19 protein-coding genes are annotated in these 17,593 nt (G+C 42.7%); 18 read left to right on the top strand and 1 reads right to left on the bottom strand.

Features of this window, described 5'->3' with window-relative positions; all coding sequences use genetic code 11:
* Window positions 1-132 precede the first annotated feature (132 nt).
* From MHI53_RS15080 to fni, 16 genes are all read left to right on the top strand, one after another.
* Complete coding sequence (locus MHI53_RS15080) at window positions 133-591, top strand: YpbF family protein (protein WP_061144313.1); 459 nt, start codon at window positions 133-135, stop codon at window positions 589-591.
* Between the two features lie 96 nt (window positions 592-687).
* Complete coding sequence (locus tag MHI53_RS15075; RefSeq protein WP_340371665.1) at window positions 688-1,503, top strand: metallophosphoesterase; 816 nt, start codon at window positions 688-690, stop codon at window positions 1,501-1,503.
* Window positions 1,504-1,602: 99 nt separating this feature from the next.
* A complete protein-coding gene (locus MHI53_RS15070) occupies window positions 1,603-2,487 on the top strand; it encodes a MerR family transcriptional regulator (RefSeq protein WP_340371664.1) in 885 nt (294 codons plus the stop codon).
* 73 nt (window positions 2,488-2,560) lie between these two features.
* Entirely contained in the window at window positions 2,561-3,136 is a 576-nt protein-coding gene (locus MHI53_RS15065) for a genetic competence negative regulator (RefSeq protein ID WP_061144310.1), read from the top strand.
* Window positions 3,137-3,392: 256 nt separating this feature from the next.
* Window positions 3,393-4,670, top strand: coding sequence for a Glu/Leu/Phe/Val dehydrogenase (locus tag MHI53_RS15060; protein WP_061144309.1), 1,278 nt, complete (start codon window positions 3,393-3,395; stop codon window positions 4,668-4,670).
* Between the two features lie 148 nt (window positions 4,671-4,818).
* Window positions 4,819-5,796 (top strand): YpdA family putative bacillithiol disulfide reductase, encoded by a 978-nt coding sequence (locus MHI53_RS15055; RefSeq protein WP_340373695.1) that lies wholly within the window; start codon window positions 4,819-4,821, stop codon window positions 5,794-5,796.
* A gap of 18 nt (window positions 5,797-5,814) precedes the next feature.
* Complete coding sequence (locus tag MHI53_RS15050) at window positions 5,815-6,780, top strand: asparaginase (RefSeq protein WP_061144308.1); 966 nt, start codon at window positions 5,815-5,817, stop codon at window positions 6,778-6,780.
* A gap of 98 nt (window positions 6,781-6,878) precedes the next feature.
* Complete coding sequence (gene prsW / locus MHI53_RS15045) at window positions 6,879-7,565, top strand: glutamic-type intramembrane protease PrsW (protein ID WP_061144307.1); 687 nt, start codon at window positions 6,879-6,881, stop codon at window positions 7,563-7,565.
* 126 nt (window positions 7,566-7,691) lie between these two features.
* The gene (sleB, locus tag MHI53_RS15040) at window positions 7,692-8,543 is read left to right on the top strand and encodes a spore cortex-lytic enzyme (protein ID WP_081092572.1); all 852 of its coding nucleotides are present in this window, start codon (window positions 7,692-7,694) and stop codon (window positions 8,541-8,543) included.
* 14 nt (window positions 8,544-8,557) lie between these two features.
* A complete protein-coding gene (ypeB, locus tag MHI53_RS15035; RefSeq protein WP_061144306.1) occupies window positions 8,558-9,913 on the top strand; it encodes a germination protein YpeB in 1,356 nt (451 codons plus the stop codon).
* A gap of 168 nt (window positions 9,914-10,081) precedes the next feature.
* Window positions 10,082-10,741, top strand: coding sequence for a flagellar brake domain-containing protein (locus tag MHI53_RS15030; RefSeq protein WP_340371663.1), 660 nt, complete (start codon window positions 10,082-10,084; stop codon window positions 10,739-10,741).
* A 67-nt stretch (window positions 10,742-10,808) separates the two neighbouring features.
* Complete coding sequence (locus MHI53_RS15025; RefSeq protein ID WP_061144304.1) at window positions 10,809-10,994, top strand: YpfB family protein; 186 nt, start codon at window positions 10,809-10,811, stop codon at window positions 10,992-10,994.
* Window positions 10,995-11,174: 180 nt separating this feature from the next.
* Window positions 11,175-11,849, top strand: coding sequence for a (d)CMP kinase (gene cmk, locus MHI53_RS15020; RefSeq protein ID WP_340371662.1), 675 nt, complete (start codon window positions 11,175-11,177; stop codon window positions 11,847-11,849).
* Between the two features lies 1 nt (window position 11,850).
* Window positions 11,851-12,432, top strand: coding sequence for a lysophospholipid acyltransferase family protein (locus MHI53_RS15015; RefSeq protein WP_340371661.1), 582 nt, complete (start codon window positions 11,851-11,853; stop codon window positions 12,430-12,432).
* A 216-nt stretch (window positions 12,433-12,648) separates the two neighbouring features.
* Window positions 12,649-13,791, top strand: a complete 1,143-nt coding sequence (rpsA, locus tag MHI53_RS15010) for a 30S ribosomal protein S1 (protein ID WP_061144301.1) — start codon at window positions 12,649-12,651, stop codon at window positions 13,789-13,791.
* A 19-nt stretch (window positions 13,792-13,810) separates the two neighbouring features.
* Window positions 13,811-14,857 carry a type 2 isopentenyl-diphosphate Delta-isomerase gene (gene fni / locus MHI53_RS15005; protein WP_340371660.1) on the top strand — a complete coding sequence of 349 codons (1,047 nt, stop codon included), beginning with the start codon at window positions 13,811-13,813 and terminating at the stop codon, window positions 14,855-14,857.
* A gap of 68 nt (window positions 14,858-14,925) precedes the next feature.
* Here fni and MHI53_RS15000 read toward each other — a convergent pair whose 3' ends face one another.
* The gene (locus MHI53_RS15000) at window positions 14,926-15,057 is read right to left on the bottom strand and encodes a YpzI family protein (RefSeq protein ID WP_340371659.1); all 132 of its coding nucleotides are present in this window, start codon (window positions 15,055-15,057) and stop codon (window positions 14,926-14,928) included.
* A 134-nt stretch (window positions 15,058-15,191) separates the two neighbouring features.
* Here MHI53_RS15000 and MHI53_RS14995 point away from each other — a divergent pair, with 134 nt between their 5' ends.
* Window positions 15,192-15,812 carry a hypothetical protein gene (locus tag MHI53_RS14995; protein WP_340371658.1) on the top strand — a complete coding sequence of 207 codons (621 nt, stop codon included), beginning with the start codon at window positions 15,192-15,194 and terminating at the stop codon, window positions 15,810-15,812.
* A gap of 470 nt (window positions 15,813-16,282) precedes the next feature.
* A complete protein-coding gene (der, locus tag MHI53_RS14990) occupies window positions 16,283-17,593 on the top strand; it encodes a ribosome biogenesis GTPase Der (protein ID WP_061144299.1) in 1,311 nt (436 codons plus the stop codon).

The raw sequence follows: 17,593 nt of genomic DNA, 5'->3' as shown, positions 1-17,593 counted from the left end.
ATAACACCTTGCCTTATTGGCAGGGTGTTATTTTTTCATATGCAGCTAAAAACATGTGATGGATAGCCGCTTTATCATTTTTTCCTGGACAGACTCATATCATGTTTGGAGAGAGTGAAGGAGGAAAAAAAGATGGAATCGACTATCATTTTATTGGATGAAAAGACGGATCAAGCAACAAAGCAAATGTTGCAAAATGTCGTGGACCGAAAAAAAAAGTTCGAGGCGCTTAAAAGGAAGCACCTAAAAACTTTATGGGCTACCATGATTGCTGTCGCTTTTCTTTTTATTTATCTTTATCTTTATATTGTTGTCCCTTATTCTTATTCTTTTTTCACGATGTTCAGTGTTTTCGTCGACCATTTCAGTCATTTCCTATTCTTGGCTGCAGCGATTGGGCTATATGGATATATGGTATTGGTTAAGAAGAAGCTGGATAAGGCGGAAAAGGAATTTCAGCTCCTTCGCTGTGAAATCATAAATAAAAGCAAGCAGCTATGGGAAAAAGAGGATGAATGGAAGAGCCGCCATAAGGTTTTTGAAATGATGAAGAAAAATTTTGATATAAATTTATACCATGAAAATAAATAAGGGCATATTAAACGATATATAATTGCGGGTGTCATGATTTTATGGTTACATGAAGGTAACTCTTAGGCTTAGGATGGAAAGAAGGTTTAATGATAGATGTTATGGTTATCTGTATTATTTTTTATCATCATGGTGCTGGCATTTGCCTTGATCGTTTACATGTGGCGAATTGCCAAGCAAGATAGGCTGATTATTCAAGACTTATATTTCAATGATTTCCCTGAAGGGTTTGGCGACATGAGGATTTTTTTCATATCGGATTTACATCGGAGGATCATTTCGGATCAATTGATTGCAGGTGCCCGCGGCGGGGTCGATTTGGTGATTATCGGCGGCGATATAAGGGAAGGCGGAGTGCCTCTTGCTCGAGTGGAAGAGAACCTCTCGAAATTGAAAGAACTTGGCCCCCTTTATTTTGTATGGGGAAATAACGACTATGAAGGAGATTTCCATGAACTGGATGCGACGCTTCTGAAACATGGAGTGAAAATCCTCGATAATACGGCTGTTTCATTCGAATCTACAAAAGGAAGGGAAATTGCTCTTCTGGGCATTGATGATATCACGGAAGAACGGGATAGGCTGGACCTCGCCCTTTCTGATTGCAAAAATGAGCCATTTCGGATTTTGGTGAGCCATAACCCGTTGGTCAAGGAACAGCTCACTCCGGAACACCGCATCAGCCTTGTTCTGTCAGGGCACACCCACGGCGGACAAATCCGTATATTCGGCTATGGACCTTATCAGCTTGGCGGCATAAAAAAAGAGGGGAATTGTTTGTATATGACGAGCAATGGTTACGGGACAAGCACTGTGCCTTTAAGGCTTGCGGCAAGGCCTGAAACACATCTATTCACCTTGAAGAGGGGGAAACGGACTGAAATGGGCGAAGCGATGGAAAAGTCCTATTAAAGGTTTCGTTTAGCCGGCATATCGGGATTTTACAGTCGAAAAAGAATCCACTATAATTTCAATAAATGAACGTTCAGCTATTGGAGGCCTTGTACAACCATGCAAGAAGGTAAATATAATATAAAGGCGGTTTCAAAACTGCTAAACATACAGCCGGGGACTCTAAGGGCATGGGAAAGGCGTTATAAATTCATTGAACCTGTCAGGAATGAGTCAGGCCACAGGCTGTATACAGAAAAACATCTGCAAACCCTTAAATGGCTCATCAATAAAACGAATCAAGGCTTCACAATAAGTCAAGCCGTTTCTCTTCTTGAAAACACCGGGTCTGAAGATAGTGGATCAACGGAAAGCCGGAAGGATGAGCAAACGATCAAGCTAGCGGATGACCTGATCGAAGCGTTATTGAATTTCAATGAAACGAAAGCCCAGATGCTGATTAGCCAAGCCTTCAGCATGTATACAATCGAGCATACGATAGTGGATGTCCTTGGTTCGATACTGGTCCGAATAGGCGATAAGTGGGAAAATGGAGAAATCACCTCCGCTCACGAACATTTTGCTTCGAACATTTTAAAAGCAAGGATCAGTTCCGTCATGCATACGATACCGACCAATGGTTTTCTTCCAAAAGCGCTTGCTGTTTGCGCTCCTGGTGAAAAGCATGAGTTCGGTCTTTTGATCTTCACCATTTTCTTGAAGCGTAAGGGATACGAAACCATTTATTTGGGGGAATCCGTTGCCGATAAAGACCTTTTTAAAGTATTGAATATCATAAAGCCCCGATACCTATTCATGTCATGTTCACAGCAAGAAAACCTTGAAGCGACACTCAAGCTTGTTGAGGCGTTAAAAAGCGACTTTCCGGATTTAAAGATCGGTCTTGGTGGAGCGGCGCTCAGCCTTATACCCGAAGAAACGCGTGCAGCCTTCTGCGGCGTTTTGATGGGTGACACGCAATCGGAATGGGAGGAATGGCTCTAGGTATAATGGATATGCACCCTGCGACCAAGGCTTCATATGATGTATGAAGATGGTAACCAGGGGGCATTTTTTTATGAAGCTGGAGCGATTAACTAATAATAAAATCAAGATTTTTTTGACCCTTGATGATTTAATTGATAGAGGTATTACCAAAGAAGATATTTTAGGGAATTCTTTAAAGGTCCACAAGCTGTTTCAGGATATGGTCGAAGAAGCGTGCGAAGAACTCAGCTTTAAAATGAGTGGTTCCATTGCAATCGAAATTTTTTCCTTGCCTGCCCAAGGACTGATCATCATCGTGACGAAGGATGAAGAAGAATTATTGACTGACGAAGAAGAATTCTTGGATTTGCAGGTGAAAATCGACGATTTCCCCCATATTTTATATGTTTTTGATGAGTTTGAGGATATTGTCCAATTATCTCATAGATTATCCATGCAAGGCTTACTGAAAAGTAACCTTTATCATTATGAGGGCAGGTATTACTTACTTATCGAAAATGTCAAAGATACCACTTATGACATGGTCATTTCCTTAGCTGCCGAGTATGGCCATGCTTCAACGCTCACTCTGTGCCGCATCAATGAATATGGAACCTGTATCATCGAAAACGAAGCGATAGATGTTTTGATTTCACACTTTAGATAACGGAAAAAAGAAGGAGGCAAGGAAGGCACATCGAAGAAAACCGAGCGATTTGCCTTATTTGCCTCACCTTCTGGATGGAGAAATGATTGGGGAAACAATCGCTATGATAACGGTTTCATTTTTTGAATATTTCCAACTTTAATTTTCCCGTTTTTACTCTTGCATAAATATAACGAAGGTGTATACTAGCCATGAAGAGGACTATTTGTTTATTATATTTTAATATATGGATGAGATTTTCTAGGAGGTACTTTTAATGGAATCGGCAAAAGGCAATGGCCATGTAAATGAAGAGGAAAAACATGACGTATTGAGGTCCACTCAAACTGTCATACATAAAGCTTTGGACAAGCTTGGTTACCCGGAGGAAGTTTATGAGCTATTGAAGGAGCCCTTGCGCTTATTAACAGTGAAAATGCCAATCCGCATGGATGATGGCACGGTAAAAATCTTCACCGGTTATAGGGCACAGCATAATGATGCCGTAGGGCCGACAAAGGGCGGTATCCGTTTCCATCCAAATGTAACGGAACGTGAAGTGAAAGCATTATCCATCTGGATGAGCTTAAAATGCGGTATCGTGGATTTGCCATACGGCGGAGGTAAGGGCGGTATCGTTTGTGATCCTCGTAATATGTCCTTCCGAGAGCTGGAAAGGCTAAGCCGGGGCTATGTTCGCGCAATCAGCCAAATTGTCGGGCCGACTAAAGATATCCCGGCACCGGATGTTTTTACCAATTCTCAAATCATGGCTTGGATGATGGATGAATACAGCCGCATGGATGAATTCAACTCACCTGGGTTCATTACAGGCAAACCCCTTGTCCTTGGCGGTTCACATGGACGTGAATCTGCAACGGCCAAGGGTGTAACGATTTGCATCAATGAAGCTGCCAAGAAGCGCGGCATCGATATTAAAGGAGCGCGGGTCGTCATTCAAGGTTTCGGTAACGCCGGTAGCTTCCTAGCTAAATTCATGCATGATGCCGGTGCTAAGGTAATTGGGATTTCCGATGCATACGGTGCCCTTCATGATCCTGAAGGTCTTGATATCGATTATCTTCTTGACCGGAGAGATAGTTTCGGAACCGTAACCAAATTGTTTAAAAGCACCATTTCGAATAAAGAGTTGCTTGAGCTGGAATGTGATATTTTAGTTCCTGCTGCAATCGAAAACCAAATCACCGAAGAAAATGCTGCGGATATCAAAGCTTCGATCGTGGTCGAGGCAGCAAATGGACCTACGACAATTGAAGCGACACAAATCCTAACGGATCGTGGCATCCTGCTCGTTCCTGATGTCCTGGCCTCTGCTGGCGGCGTGACGGTTTCTTACTTCGAGTGGGTACAAAACAATCAAGGATACTACTGGTCTGAAGAAGAAGTGGACGAGAAATTGGAAAAAATCCTTGTCAAGTCTTTCAACAATATTTATGAACTTGCACAATCAAGACGAGTTGATATGCGCCTTGCCGCCTATATGATCGGTGTAAGGAAAATGGCTGAAGCTTCACGCTTCCGCGGTTGGATCTAAAAGATTCCAATCAGGCATGCTCATAGAAGAAGTCATGTTCATTGCTTTATCATTGAAATGATTTGTAAAAACTCCTATCATGTATTGATAGGAGTTTTTATTTTAGATGAACGAATTACAAAGTGTATGGAAAGGCAGTGGAGTGAAAATGAATGTGGAAGAAGTCATTATCATAGGTGGGGGCCCTTGTGGATTGGCTGCTGCAATCGCGCTTAAAGACGCGGGAATACAGTCCCTGATCATTGAAAAAGGCAATGTGGTGGATTCGATTTATCGTTACCCGACACATCAAACCTTTTTCAGCTCAAGCGAGAAATTGGAAATCGGAGATACTGCTTTTATTATCGAAAACCGGAAACCGGTCCGCAGCCAGGCGATGGCCTATTATCGGGAGGTTGTCAGAAGGAAAGATTTGCGTGTCAATACATTCGAAAAAGTGGAAAAGGTGGAGAAACGGGAAGATGGGAAATTTTCCGTCAAGACTTCTAAAGGCGACTATTCAGCCTTGCAGGTGATTGTCGCAACGGGATACTATGATCACCCGAATTATATGTGCATTCCCGGCGAACAGCTTCCGAAAGTGTTTCATTATTTCAAGGAAGGCCACCCTTACTTTAATTGTGATGTGGCAGTGATCGGCGGTAAAAACTCAAGTGTGGATGCGGCGCTTGAGCTGGTCAAATCCGGTGCAAGAGTGACAGTGCTCTATAGGGGTACCGTGTATTCCCCAAGCATCAAGCCCTGGATACTCCCTGAATTCGAAGCATTGGTCCGCAATGGAACAATCAAGATGGAATTTGGTACGAATGTCGACAGAATCACGGAAGATCGCGTCATATATCATGTAGGCGAAGAGGAAAAGGCGATAAAAAATGATTTCGTGTTTGCGATGACCGGATACCATCCTGACCATTCCTTTTTAGCTTCTATGGGCATAAATATTGATAAGGTTACGGGAAGGCCGGATTATGACGAAGAAACGATGGAGACGAACGTTAAAGGAATCTATATTGCCGGAGTTCTTGCGGCAGGCAATAATGCTAACGAAATCTTCATTGAAAACGGCAGATTCCATGGAGGCTTGATCGCCAATCATTTGACCGTTAAAGAAAATGAAACGGAATGAAAAGGAGCTTACAGGAGTATGGAGAAAATATCATTAATAACGACTGGCGGAACCATTGCCAGTAAAGAAACGACAAACGGAATGCTGGCTTCTGGTGCGTTAAGCGGGCAGGAATTGGCTTCAACTTGCGAATTACCCAACGATATCGAGGTTAAAGTGGTTGACCTTTTCCAGATATCGAGCATGTCCATGTCTTTTGGGAAAATGGAACAGCTAAGACTTGCCATCCAGAAGGAGTTGGAGGACCCGGAAGTTACCGGGATCGTCGTGACTCACGGAACCGATACATTGGAGGAAACGGCATATTTCCTTGATATCACGAATAATGATCGGCGCCCGATTGTGGTAACCGGATCACAGCGCTCTCCAAAAGAAGTCGGTACGGATGTATATTCGAATTTAAGGAATTCGATATTATGTGCTGCTAGCGAGCTTCTCAAGGATGTGGGTGTGGTTGTCGTATTTAACGAGCGGATTTATTCAGCAAAATACGTGAAAAAAGTGCATGCCTCCAATTTGCAAGGGTTCGAATCCTTTGGCTACGGGTATTTGGGCATCATTGATAACGATGTCGTCAGCATCTATCAAAAACCTTTACATAGGGAGCATTATCAGACCCAAAATCGCATTCCGAGAGTGGATATCATCAAATGCCATACAGGAGCCGATGGGATTTTTATCGAGTCGGCAGTCCAGAACGGTGCGATGGGGATCGTTCTTGAGGGTGTGGGAAGGGGTCAGGTTACGCCGGAGATGGTGGAATCGATTCAATCTGCGATCGATCAAGGGATCGCGATCGTCATGACCACAAGCGCTGAAGAAGGCAAGGTTTACCCAGCCTATGATTATGAAGGCAGCGCCTTTGATTTGAAGCAGCGCGGCGTGATTTTGGGTGCCGATTATGATAGCAAGAAGGCAAGAATCAAGTTGGCTGTCGTGCTGGCAAGTGAAAACGCAGTAGATGAAACCTTCTTTAAGTACTGACGCGTTAAAATAAATGCTGGAAGACTCGATTCTTGGATTCAGTTTTTCGGCATTACGTGGTACGATTAAGGAAAAGAAGAGGAAAAGAGGGTCAGCTAATGCTGGTCATGTTGTCTGCGGCTATTGCGCCAGGATTGGCGCTTCTCAGCTATTTTTATTTGAAGGATCAATATGAAACCGAACCGATATCGGTTGTGGTCAAAACATTTTTATTCGGCGTCTTTCTCGTTTTGCCGATCATGTTCATACAGTATGTGCTTGAAACGGAGCATATTTTGAATACGGACTTAGCAAATGCTTTTTTATGGGCAGCATTGCTTGAAGAATTCTTCAAGTGGTTCATCCTCATTTATGTTATTTACCAGCATGTAGCCTTCGATGAACCCTATGACGGGATCGTGTACGGTGCGGCCGTATCGCTGGGATTTGCCACGATGGAGAATATCTTATATTTGCTGGCAAATGGAGTGGAGCATGCTTTTATCAGAGCCGTGCTTCCTGTATCCAGTCATGCCTTGTTTGGTGTCATAATGGGGTACTATTTGGGCAAGGCGAAATTTTCATCCTCAAATAATAGATTTTATTTATTTTTGGCATTGATCGTCCCGATAGCATTACATGGCGTGTATGACTATATTTTAGTGTCGCAGAAATTTTGGATATACTTCATAATGCCCTTTATGATCTACCTTTGGTGGTTAGGGATGAAAAAAGTGAAAAAGGCCCGTCTATTATCAGATTTCCATGCAGAAAAACTGTCCCGGAATCAATTTATAAGTAAATGACCATTATTATCAAAACGGAGTGCTGGCATATTTTGCCCGCTCCGTTTTTTTTATGGATTGGAATAAAAAAGACAGTTAAGAAGAAAATAGAATTACATTAATTCAAGAAAAAGAGGAGTGTTTTTGATGAAAGGAATTTCGTCAAAATGGAAATGGCTTTTGCTGTTTTCGTGTATAACAATAGGTTTCGGAATTTACCCGGAAACAAGAACAAATGCCTTTTCGAGCCAAATCATTCAAAAAGGTGCGGTTGGAGATGATGTCATCGAACTTCAGGCACGCTTGCAAAACATCGGTTACTATCATGGAAAGATTGATGGGGTCTATGGATGGGGCACTTATTGGGCACTCCGAAACTTTCAACAAGATTTCGGGCTGCCGGTCGATGGCCTTGGAGGCACCACGACAAAAAAGAAGTTGACGAATGCCTCCAACTTCAATAAACAATTCGTCCACGATCAGATTAATAAAGGGAACGAGTTCACTTATTATGGCGGGGTAGATATTGATAAGCAGGTAAAGGTGAAAGGCAATGGGAATGATTCCAAGTCAGGTGGAGGAAACGCCAATGCAGGCAAGGAACCTGCAAAGCCAGGCACTTCAGCCAATCTTCCTGGAGGGTATTCGCAGAATGACATACAGTTGATGGCCAATGCGGTCTATGGAGAATCGCGTGGCGAGCCGTATACTGGACAGGTGGCCGTTGCAGCGGTCATTTTAAACAGGGTCGAAAGCGCTGCTTTCCCTAACTCGATTTCAGGCGTGATCTTTGAACCTGGAGCCTTTACGGCTGTTGCGGATGGGCAAATATGGCTGACCCCGAACGAACGGGCAAAAGAAGCTGTCGTGGATGCCATTAATGGATGGGACCCGAGCGGCAATGCCGAATATTACTTTAATCCTGAAACGGCAACAAGCAAATGGATTTGGTCGAGGCCGCAAATTAAAAAAATCGGAAAACATATCTTTTGTAAGTAAAGAGGTGAAGGTACATGATCAGGAATATAGTCATTGCCCTGCTTGTTGTAGGTGTTGGAGGAACTGCATTCTGGGGCTATCAAGAACATAAGGAAAAAAACGCAATCTTAATCAATGCGGAAAACACTTATCAGCGAGCCTTTCATGATTTAAGCTACCAAGTAGATTTATTGCACGATAAGGTAGGCGGTACATTGGCAATGAATTCACGATATTCATTAAGCCCAGCACTGACGGATGTATGGCGCATCACTTCCGAAGCACAAAGCGATGTCGGGCAGCTGCCATTGACCCTGCTTCCTTTTAATAAGACGGAAGAATTTTTATCGAAGATTGCGGATTTCAGTTATAAAACAGCTGTACGTGACCTTGAAAAAGAACCATTGAATGATCAGGAATATTCGACTTTACAATCCCTGTATGCACAGGCAGGAGATATCCAGGGTGAATTGAGGAAGGTTCAATATCTCGTCCTTAAAAACCATTTAAGATGGATGGATGTTGAAATGGCCCTAGCGACCGGAAAGGAAAATTCGGATAACACGATCATTGATGGACTAAAGACCGTGGAGAAAAAAGTTTCAGGGTATGGGGAAGCGAATGAAATGAACCCGACCTTCACCTCAACCCAACAAAGGGATGAAAACTTCAAGAATTTGCAGGGGAAAACGATCACTAAAAAAGAAGCGATCGAGACTGCGAAGAGATATGCACATTCAAAAAGCGGGAATGTGGAAGTGAATGTGGAGGAAAATGGAAAAGGTTCTGATTATGGCTTTTATAGCGTCAGCATCCTGAATAAAGATTCCAATAGCGAATTGAATATGGATTTGACAAAAAAAGGCGGTTACCCGATTTGGTATATCAACAATAGGGATGTGAACAAAACCAATATTGATTTGAATCAAGCCTATACAAAAGCGGCGGAATTTCTTAAAGAACATGACTTCAGTTCGCTTGAACTCTTTGAAAGTGCCCAGTATGATAACATCGCTTTGCTGAATTTCGTGTCATCAGAGAATGGGGTCAAGATTTATCCGGATTCAGTCAAGGTGAAGATCGCCTTGGATGACGGAGCCGTGATCGGATTCTCGGCGGATGAGTATTTAAGATCACATAAAACGAGGGAAATCGGAACTCCAAAGATACCCGCGAAAGAAGCAAGGGATAAAATCAATCAAAATGTTAAGATCATGGAAGAGGGTAAGGCGCTGATCATCAATGATATCGGCAAAGAGGTTCTCTGTTATGAATTTCTTGGCACGATTAAGGAAGATACATACCGTATTTTCATTAATGCCGATACTGGTCAAGAAGAAAAAGTGGAAAAATTGAAGAATTCGGAGCCCGTATATGAAAATTTAATCTGATTGTATGTCTAATTTCGATTTTAAATGGGGAAATGTGCCTAGTCACTTTCCCTTTTTCTCATTTCATGACATAATAATAGAAACGATTTTTGGATTAAATGGGAAATTTGATGGGCAATGGGATTTCGTTAACCAAATTCCATTACATCATGAAGGAAGTGGAACGTGATGATTAAAATTGGTGATATATTAATGCTCGAACAAAAGTACTCCGCCCAGAAGGAAAAGTTCAAATGTATGGTTGTCGAGATGGAGCCTGGTTTTGTTTATATAGATTTTCCCATCCATTTAGAAACTGGAAAAATTGCCTTCCTGATGGACGGGACTCAGCTGAACGTCACGTTTTCAAATGAGGAGCAGGCGGTTTATATGTTTGATTCCGAAGTCCTGGGAAAAGTGAAAGGCAGGATACCGATGATACAGCTCTCCCTGCCCCATTTGGACACGTTTGTGAAAATTCAACGAAGGCAGTACGTTCGTCAGGATGTAACGCTTGATGCTGCCCTCCATCCTGAGCATGCCGAGTTTACCCCCTTTCGAGCATTAACGGAGGATATCAGTGCCGGCGGAGCATCGATAAGGCTTTTGAAAGGGGCAACCATCCAATCGGCTTCACAGATATACCTATGGCTGGTGCTAACGCTTAAATCGGGGGAAATCCATTACTTACGTTTAAAAAGCAAAGTCATCCGAGTGACGGAGAAGGATCTTGGCAATATGCTTTTGCATGTCCAATTTGTTGAGCCGTCAAAAAATGATGTACAAACATTAATGCGATTCATTTTTGAAAAGCAGGTCGATTTAAAGAAAAAAGGGTTGTACGCATGACGGGGTTGAATGAAAACCGGCGATTCCACCCATACTGCTAATATAATCAGTATGGAAGGGGCGGAGCATGAAAACATTTGAAAGAATATTAATTAAAGTGATTCTCATCCAATTGGCCTGCTTATTCTTATTCCAGTTCCTATTAAGCAGGGAGGACCAAATCTTTGATTTGACCAAGCTTTCGAAATATGAAGGCGTTACCAGCAATAATTATACGAAAATCATTGAAACGTTCAATGGGATTACAAAATAAAGCGGTGATCCGCTTTTTTTTTGTATGAGGAGTTGCGATGATCGGAAAACTATCGGGGTGGGAGGATTCATAGGGGATTTTGATTGTACGCTTCCTTTTATTAATGATTTTCCAGCCATTTGTGATAAAATGAAAGTGTAATAACTAATCAGCATGATTGTAGGATTCTTGGGAGGATTTATGGAAAAAAAATTATCAGTTGCAATCGATGGGCCAGCTGCGGCTGGAAAAAGCACGGTTGCTAAAATTGTCGCAGAAAAGTTCAATTACATATATGTGGATACAGGCGCGATGTACAGGGCCCTTACCTTTAAGGCTCTTAATCAACAGGTTCGCCTCAATGATGAACAAGCTCTTTTTGGAGTGCTCATCGATACGGAAATAGAATTAAGGACGAGTGAAAAGGGACAGCTGGTATTCTTGGATCATGAGGACGTGACAGCCCAAATCAGAAACAATGAAGTGACTGGCTCTGTATCGGAAGTGGCGAAGCACCGGAGCATTCGCGAAGAAATGGTGCGCAGGCAGCAAATCTTTGGCGAAAACGGCGGCGTCGTCATGGATGGAAGGGATATCGGCACGCATGTGCTGCCAAACGCTGAAGTGAAGGTTTTCCTGATTGCGTCTGTAGAGGAAAGGGCCCAACGGCGACACCAGGAAAATGTAGTGAAAGGTTTCCCTTCCGATATCGAAAAGCTGAGGGAAGAAATTGCAACAAGGGATAAGCTGGACTCCGAACGTGAAGTATCGCCCTTGAAAAAGGCAGCGGATGCCATCGAAATCGATACGACTTCCTTATCAATTCAAGAGGTGGCCGAAAGTATCATGTCTTTAATAGAAGAGAGGAAAAGATAAATTGGATTTTTACACATTTGCCAAAAACGTTGTAAAAGGCGTTTTAACGCCTGCTTATAGGGTTAAAACCTTAGGAAAGGAACATTTCCCTAAAGAGGGCGGTGTCTTGATCTGCTCCAATCACATTGATAATTTGGATCCGCCCGTAGTTGGCATGACATCACCTCGCGATATACATTTCATGGCGAAGGAAGAGTTGTTTCAAGCTCCTGTTTTAAAGGGTATATTACCTAGGGTGAATGCTTTTCCGGTCAAGCGGGGCAACAGTGACCGGGAATCGCTCAGGAAGGGTTTAAAGCTTCTGAAGGAAGGCAAGGTCCTCGGGCTGTTTCCCGAAGGAACCAGAAGTAAAACTGGTGAATTGGGAGAAGGCTTGGCAGGTGCTGGTTTTTTCGCATTGCGATCTGATGCCGTGATCATACCTTGTGCAATCATCGGCCCCTATAAGTTTTTACGGCCATTGAAGGTGGTTTACGGTCCTCCCATCGATTTCAACGAATATCGGGAACAGAAGATTTCAGCCGATGAAGCGACAAAGATCATCATGGACCGTATCGGGAAATTGATTTCCGAGCATAAATAGTTCTTCATACTTGACAATTTTCTGATTTTGTTGGAATTTATAAAATAGGGGGCAATGTTCCTTATTGGCGATGAAAAAGGATATAACCTGATTATTCTAAAAAAACTGTTTTTTTATCTTTATTAGGAAAGTGTTTTTATTGAACCACTTAAATAAAATATGTGGCCGATGAAGAGGAAGATTGCTGATCAGTCATGGGTTAAGGAGGAGTTAGTAATGACAGAAGATATGAACCAGGTAGAAGTGAACAATTACAAAGTTGGGGATCAAGTGAAAGCAACCGTTTCAAAGGTAGAAGAAAAGCAGGTCATTGTCGATGTTGAGAACAGTAAGACTGATGGAATCATCCCTATCAGTGAGCTGTCCAGCCTTCATGTCGAAAAGGCATCAGATGCCGTTTCGGAAGGGGATGTATTGGAGCTTGAAGTTATTAAAGTGGAAGAAGAAGCTCTCATTCTATCAAAACGTAAAATCGACGCACTAAAGGCATGGGATGACCTGGAATTGAAGTTTGAAAATGGTGACGTATTTGAGGCAGAAGTGAAAGATGTCGTCAAAGGCGGACTTGTTGTGGATCTAGGCGTACGTGGTTTCGTTCCGGCTTCTCTAGTAGAAGACTATTTCGTTGAAGACTTTTCTGATTACAAAAACAAAACTTTAACATTCAAGATCGTTGAGCTTGAGAAAGACAAGAATCGCTTAATTCTCTCACATCGTGCGGTAGTCCAAGATCAAAAGGAAAAACAAAAGGCAAATGTACTCGATAATCTTGAAAGCGGGCAAGTGCTTGAGGGTGTCGTCCAAAGGATCACCGATTTTGGGGCATTCGTCGATATCGGAGGCGTGGACGGCCTTGTCCACATTTCCCAGCTTTCACACCAGCATGTCGATAAAGCGTCCGATGTCGTTTCCGAAGGCGATAAGGTACAAGTGAAGGTGCTTTCCATTGATCGTGATAATGAGAGGATCTCGCTTTCCATCAAGGATACCCTTCCAGGACCGTGGGCAGGCATTGCCGATAAGGCAGCAAAAGGATCTACACAATCGGGAATCGTCAAGCGCCTTGTTTCTTTCGGTGCATTCGTCGAGATTTTCCCTGGGGTAGAAGGGCTTGTTCACATCTCGCAAATATCGCATAAACATATTGCCACACCACAGGAAGTACTGAAGGAAGGGCAATCCGTCGAGGTGAAGGTTTTGGATGTCAATGAAACGGAACAGCGTTTATCATTGAGCATAAAAGAACTTGAAGAACCTCAGTCCTCTAATTACAACACATCAAACTATGAACTTCCTGAAGAAACAAAGGGTTTTCAGCTAGGTGAAATGATTGGGGATCAATTGAAAAAACTAAAATAAGATAATAATGGTGATAGCCTTGGAGAGAGAAAAACGAAAATTAGATCATATAGAATTTGCGCTAAAAACAGGTCAGCAGCATAACTCCGGACTGGAAGATATTTCGTTTATTCACCAAAGCTTACCAGGAATTTCTTTGAATAACGTGACCCTCACAGCAGAAATTGGCGAACTTGAATTAAGTTCGCCAATTTTTATAAATGCCATGACCGGAGGCGGGGGCGCTGAAACGGAAAAATTGAATGGTGATCTTGCCATAGCTGCAAGGGAAACGAAAATCGCCATGGCGGTCGGTTCGCAGATGGCTGCAATCAAGGATCCTGCCCAGCAGGCATCTTTCAAAGTGGTCAGACAGGAGAATCCCGACGGTGTGCTGATTGGCAATCTTGGCGGTGAAGCAACTGTAGACCAAGCGAAGCGAGCAAGCGACATGATTCAGGCAAATGCCCTGCAGATTCACATCAACACGATACAGGAGCTGACGATGCCTGAAGGAGATAGGGATTTTTCCGGAACCCTGTCAAGAATAGAAAAAATCACTAGCAGCATCGGAATTCCTGTCATTGTAAAAGAGGTCGGTTTTGGAATGAGTAAGGAAACGGTGGATCAATTGCTTTCCGTTGGTGTTTCAATCATTGATGTAGGCGGTTTTGGCGGCACGAACTTTGCTAAAATCGAGAATGAAAGAAGAGCGAAAGTACTCGGATACTTTAATGAATGGGGCATTCCTACGGCTGCTTCGATTGTGGAAGCGGTTAAAGTTTCACCTGAACTTTCGGTGATTGGATCCGGCGGCATCCGTAATTCTCTGGAAATCACAAAATGCCTCGCTTTAGGAGCGAGAGGGGTCGGTTTGGCCGGTCATTTTCTCAAGTTGCATAAAGAGTTGGGCCTTGTACAATTAATTAAAGAAATAACCTACATACATGAAGATATAAAAATCATCATGACTGCACTCGGCTGCCGAAATATCGGCGAATTAAGGAAATCGAAAATGATCATTTCAGGAAATACCTACCATTGGTTAACGCAAAGGGGAATCGATTGCTCCGCCTATGCAAGATGATAGCCATAGAAAGAAGCACCTCAATGGGAATGAGCTTTGAGATGCTTCTTTTTTTCGTTCATATATGCCTAGCTATTCCTTTTTCGTGCCTCTTCGGGGCCTTCCATACTCGTGGCCCCTTTATGATTCAAGGATTGATCCCTATCGGACTCCACCCGCTTACTTTGTTTCAACTTCTTCTCCTGGCGATCTTTGCCCATGTTTCCACCTCCTTAATTTAAAAATGACCGAACGGAATTGTGAATGGAATGCTTAGAAAGCCCCAATAATTGCAGGACATTACGTTTATACCTTAAAAAAATGAGCCATAATGTTTCCTAGAGGGGGATGCTGTATGGATGGAATATTGTTTTATTGGTTGTCTTGGATAGTTTGGGTCATTGTCATGTTTTTTATTCCGAAAACGGTGCCATATCGGTTTGATTTTTTGTTTCATCTGTTGGCAGTCATGCTATTAGCTGGATATAAGTTGGAGATTTCCTTGCTTTCCATGCATGTGAGCGGACTCTACCTATTCTTAATACTGTGTGTGTATATCAGGAAGCAATCGATTTTCAAAATCATGGAGTTGATCAGCGGCTGTCTTATCGTTACGCTCGCCTATGCAAGTTTTCAACTTTTTTCTTTGCTAGACCCGATATGGCTCATTATCAACCCCTCCTACCTCTTGTGCCTCTTTTTGAATTATCTTATCCTATTACTTTTTAAAAATTGGAAACATCGCTTGTTTGCCCTTTTAATTGGTTTAATAATGGGGGATATCATATATTCTGTTTTACTGGTTTATCACTCTTTCCCATATGTGGCCTTGGCATTCGCTTGGCATGATGATGCAGCCCTGATTCTGGGAGCAAACGTACTTTGGCGGATGTTGGAGCTTGTTGGCCAATATGTATATTCAGCTTCCCAATCGAGGTTTTTATCGAAACAGAGAAAAGAGAACTTCAATCAGTGAACAAGGGGAGGAGGATCCTTTCTCGTGTTTTATCCCAATGATGCCTATTAAATGGAGTAAATTGGAATGGGAGGCTTTTATTTATACAATCATTGTTGATTGGCGCGAAATTTGGTACTATAGGGTAGTTAGAGGTCTGTAGATAAATCGTAAAGTGCTCTAAGCAATTAATAAGGAAGCACATGCTTGAGAGCTTTCTTCATTTTTTTTGGGCTGTATATAATCATGTTTTAGCATGCAGTCGGTTCATGTAAAGAAAGTGAACGAACTTGCCTGTAAATCCTTGATACGTTTAACTGATCATCAGTTGTGCATGTAGTCCTGATGGAAGTTTCCTTTATATGATGATGGATACAGTCTTTTCCTTGAAGTAGGAAATAATGAAAAACAATAATGCAATGCAAGTAGTGCATGCATTCCTGGATTTCGTGACTTTGACAGAGATATAGTAGCAGAAAGGGTGAATAGCAATGCCAAAACCGGTAATTGCGATTGTCGGTCGTCCGAACGTAGGTAAATCGACGATCTTTAATAGAATAGTGGGAGAACGGGTTTCGATTGTCGAAGACGTTCCAGGAGTGACACGTGACAGGATATATAGTTCAGGTGAATGGTTGACACATGATTTTAACATTATTGATACAGGCGGAATCGATATCGGTGATGAGCCGTTCCTTGAACAAATTCGCCAGCAGGCTGAAATTGCCATCGATGAAGCCGATGTGATAATCTTTATGACGAATGGCCGTGAAGGGGTTACGGCTGCTGATGAAGAGGTAGCCAAAATTCTTTATAAGTCGAGAAAGCCGGTTGTCCTTGCGGTTAATAAAGTTGATAATCCAGAAATGAGAGATCAAATTTATGATTTCTATGCGTTAGGCTTTGGGGATCCATTCCCGATTTCCGGGTCACACGGACTTGGGCTCGGAGACTTGCTGGATGAAGCAGCGAAGCACTTCCCTAATTTCAGCGGCCAGGATTATGCTGACGATGTCATCAAATTCAGCTTGATCGGAAGGCCGAATGTAGGCAAATCATCATTGGTCAATGCATTGCTGGGTGAAGATCGCGTTATCGTAAGTGAAATTGAGGGTACGACCCGTGATGCGATCGATTCTCCTTATAAATATAACGGTAAAGAGTATGTCATCATTGATACCGCTGGAATGAGGAAAAAAGGGAAAGTGTATGAAAGTACGGAAAAATACAGCGTACTTCGTGCGTTACGGGCGATTGAACGCTCAGACGTCGTTCTTGTCGTATTGAACGCTGAAGAAGGCATTCGCGAGCAGGATAAAAAAATTGCCGGTTATGCCCATGAAGCAGGCAGGGCGGTCATCATCGTCGTCAATAAATGGGATGCGATCGAGAAAGATGAAAAGACAATGAAGGATTTTGAAGAAAAAATCCGTGCCCACTTCCTATTCCTGGATTATGCGCCGATCATCTATCTTTCTGCATTGACTAAAAAGCGGACGCATACATTGATTCCGGTCATCGATCAGGCTAGTGAGAATCATGCCATTCGAGTTCAGACAAACGTATTGAATGAAGTGGTCATGGATGCCGTGGCGATGAACCCTACGCCAACCCATAATGGGAACCGCTTGAAAATTTACTATACGACCCAGGTAGCGATCAAGCCGCCTACTTTCGTTGTATTCGTTAATGATCCTGAGTTATTGCATTTCTCCTATGAAAGATTTTTAGAGAATCGAATTAGGGATGCCTTTGGTTTCGAAGGAACACCAATTCGGATTTTTGGGCGCCAAAGAAAATAG

Origin of the sequence: Peribacillus sp. FSL E2-0218, assembly GCF_037992945.1 — a bacterium.
GTDB classification, from domain to species: Bacteria; Bacillota; Bacilli; order Bacillales; family DSM-1321; genus Peribacillus; species Peribacillus simplex_B.
The sequence above is the reverse complement of the archived record's forward strand: the minus strand, read 5'-3'. Positions and strand labels throughout refer to the sequence as shown.

Coding starts and splice junctions, on each gene's coding strand:
- MHI53_RS15080 (WP_061144313.1), top strand. CDS start 133: ATGGAATCGACTATCATTTTATTGGATGAAAAGACGGATCAAGCAACA.
- MHI53_RS15075 (WP_340371665.1), top strand. CDS start 688: ATGTTATGGTTATCTGTATTATTTTTTATCATCATGGTGCTGGCATTT.
- MHI53_RS15070 (WP_340371664.1), top strand. CDS start 1,603: ATGCAAGAAGGTAAATATAATATAAAGGCGGTTTCAAAACTGCTAAAC.
- MHI53_RS15065 (WP_061144310.1), top strand. CDS start 2,561: ATGAAGCTGGAGCGATTAACTAATAATAAAATCAAGATTTTTTTGACC.
- MHI53_RS15060 (WP_061144309.1), top strand. CDS start 3,393: ATGGAATCGGCAAAAGGCAATGGCCATGTAAATGAAGAGGAAAAACAT.
- MHI53_RS15055 (WP_340373695.1), top strand. CDS start 4,819: ATGAATGTGGAAGAAGTCATTATCATAGGTGGGGGCCCTTGTGGATTG.
- MHI53_RS15050 (WP_061144308.1), top strand. CDS start 5,815: ATGGAGAAAATATCATTAATAACGACTGGCGGAACCATTGCCAGTAAA.
- prsW (WP_061144307.1), top strand. CDS start 6,879: ATGCTGGTCATGTTGTCTGCGGCTATTGCGCCAGGATTGGCGCTTCTC.
- sleB (WP_081092572.1), top strand. CDS start 7,692: ATGAAAGGAATTTCGTCAAAATGGAAATGGCTTTTGCTGTTTTCGTGT.
- ypeB (WP_061144306.1), top strand. CDS start 8,558: ATGATCAGGAATATAGTCATTGCCCTGCTTGTTGTAGGTGTTGGAGGA.
- MHI53_RS15030 (WP_340371663.1), top strand. CDS start 10,082: ATGATTAAAATTGGTGATATATTAATGCTCGAACAAAAGTACTCCGCC.
- MHI53_RS15025 (WP_061144304.1), top strand. CDS start 10,809: ATGAAAACATTTGAAAGAATATTAATTAAAGTGATTCTCATCCAATTG.
- cmk (WP_340371662.1), top strand. CDS start 11,175: ATGGAAAAAAAATTATCAGTTGCAATCGATGGGCCAGCTGCGGCTGGA.
- rpsA (WP_061144301.1), top strand. CDS start 12,649: ATGACAGAAGATATGAACCAGGTAGAAGTGAACAATTACAAAGTTGGG.
- MHI53_RS15000 (WP_340371659.1), bottom strand. CDS start 15,057: ATGGGCAAAGATCGCCAGGAGAAGAAGTTGAAACAAAGTAAGCGGGTG.
- MHI53_RS14995 (WP_340371658.1), top strand. CDS start 15,192: ATGGATGGAATATTGTTTTATTGGTTGTCTTGGATAGTTTGGGTCATT.
- der (WP_061144299.1), top strand. CDS start 16,283: ATGCCAAAACCGGTAATTGCGATTGTCGGTCGTCCGAACGTAGGTAAA.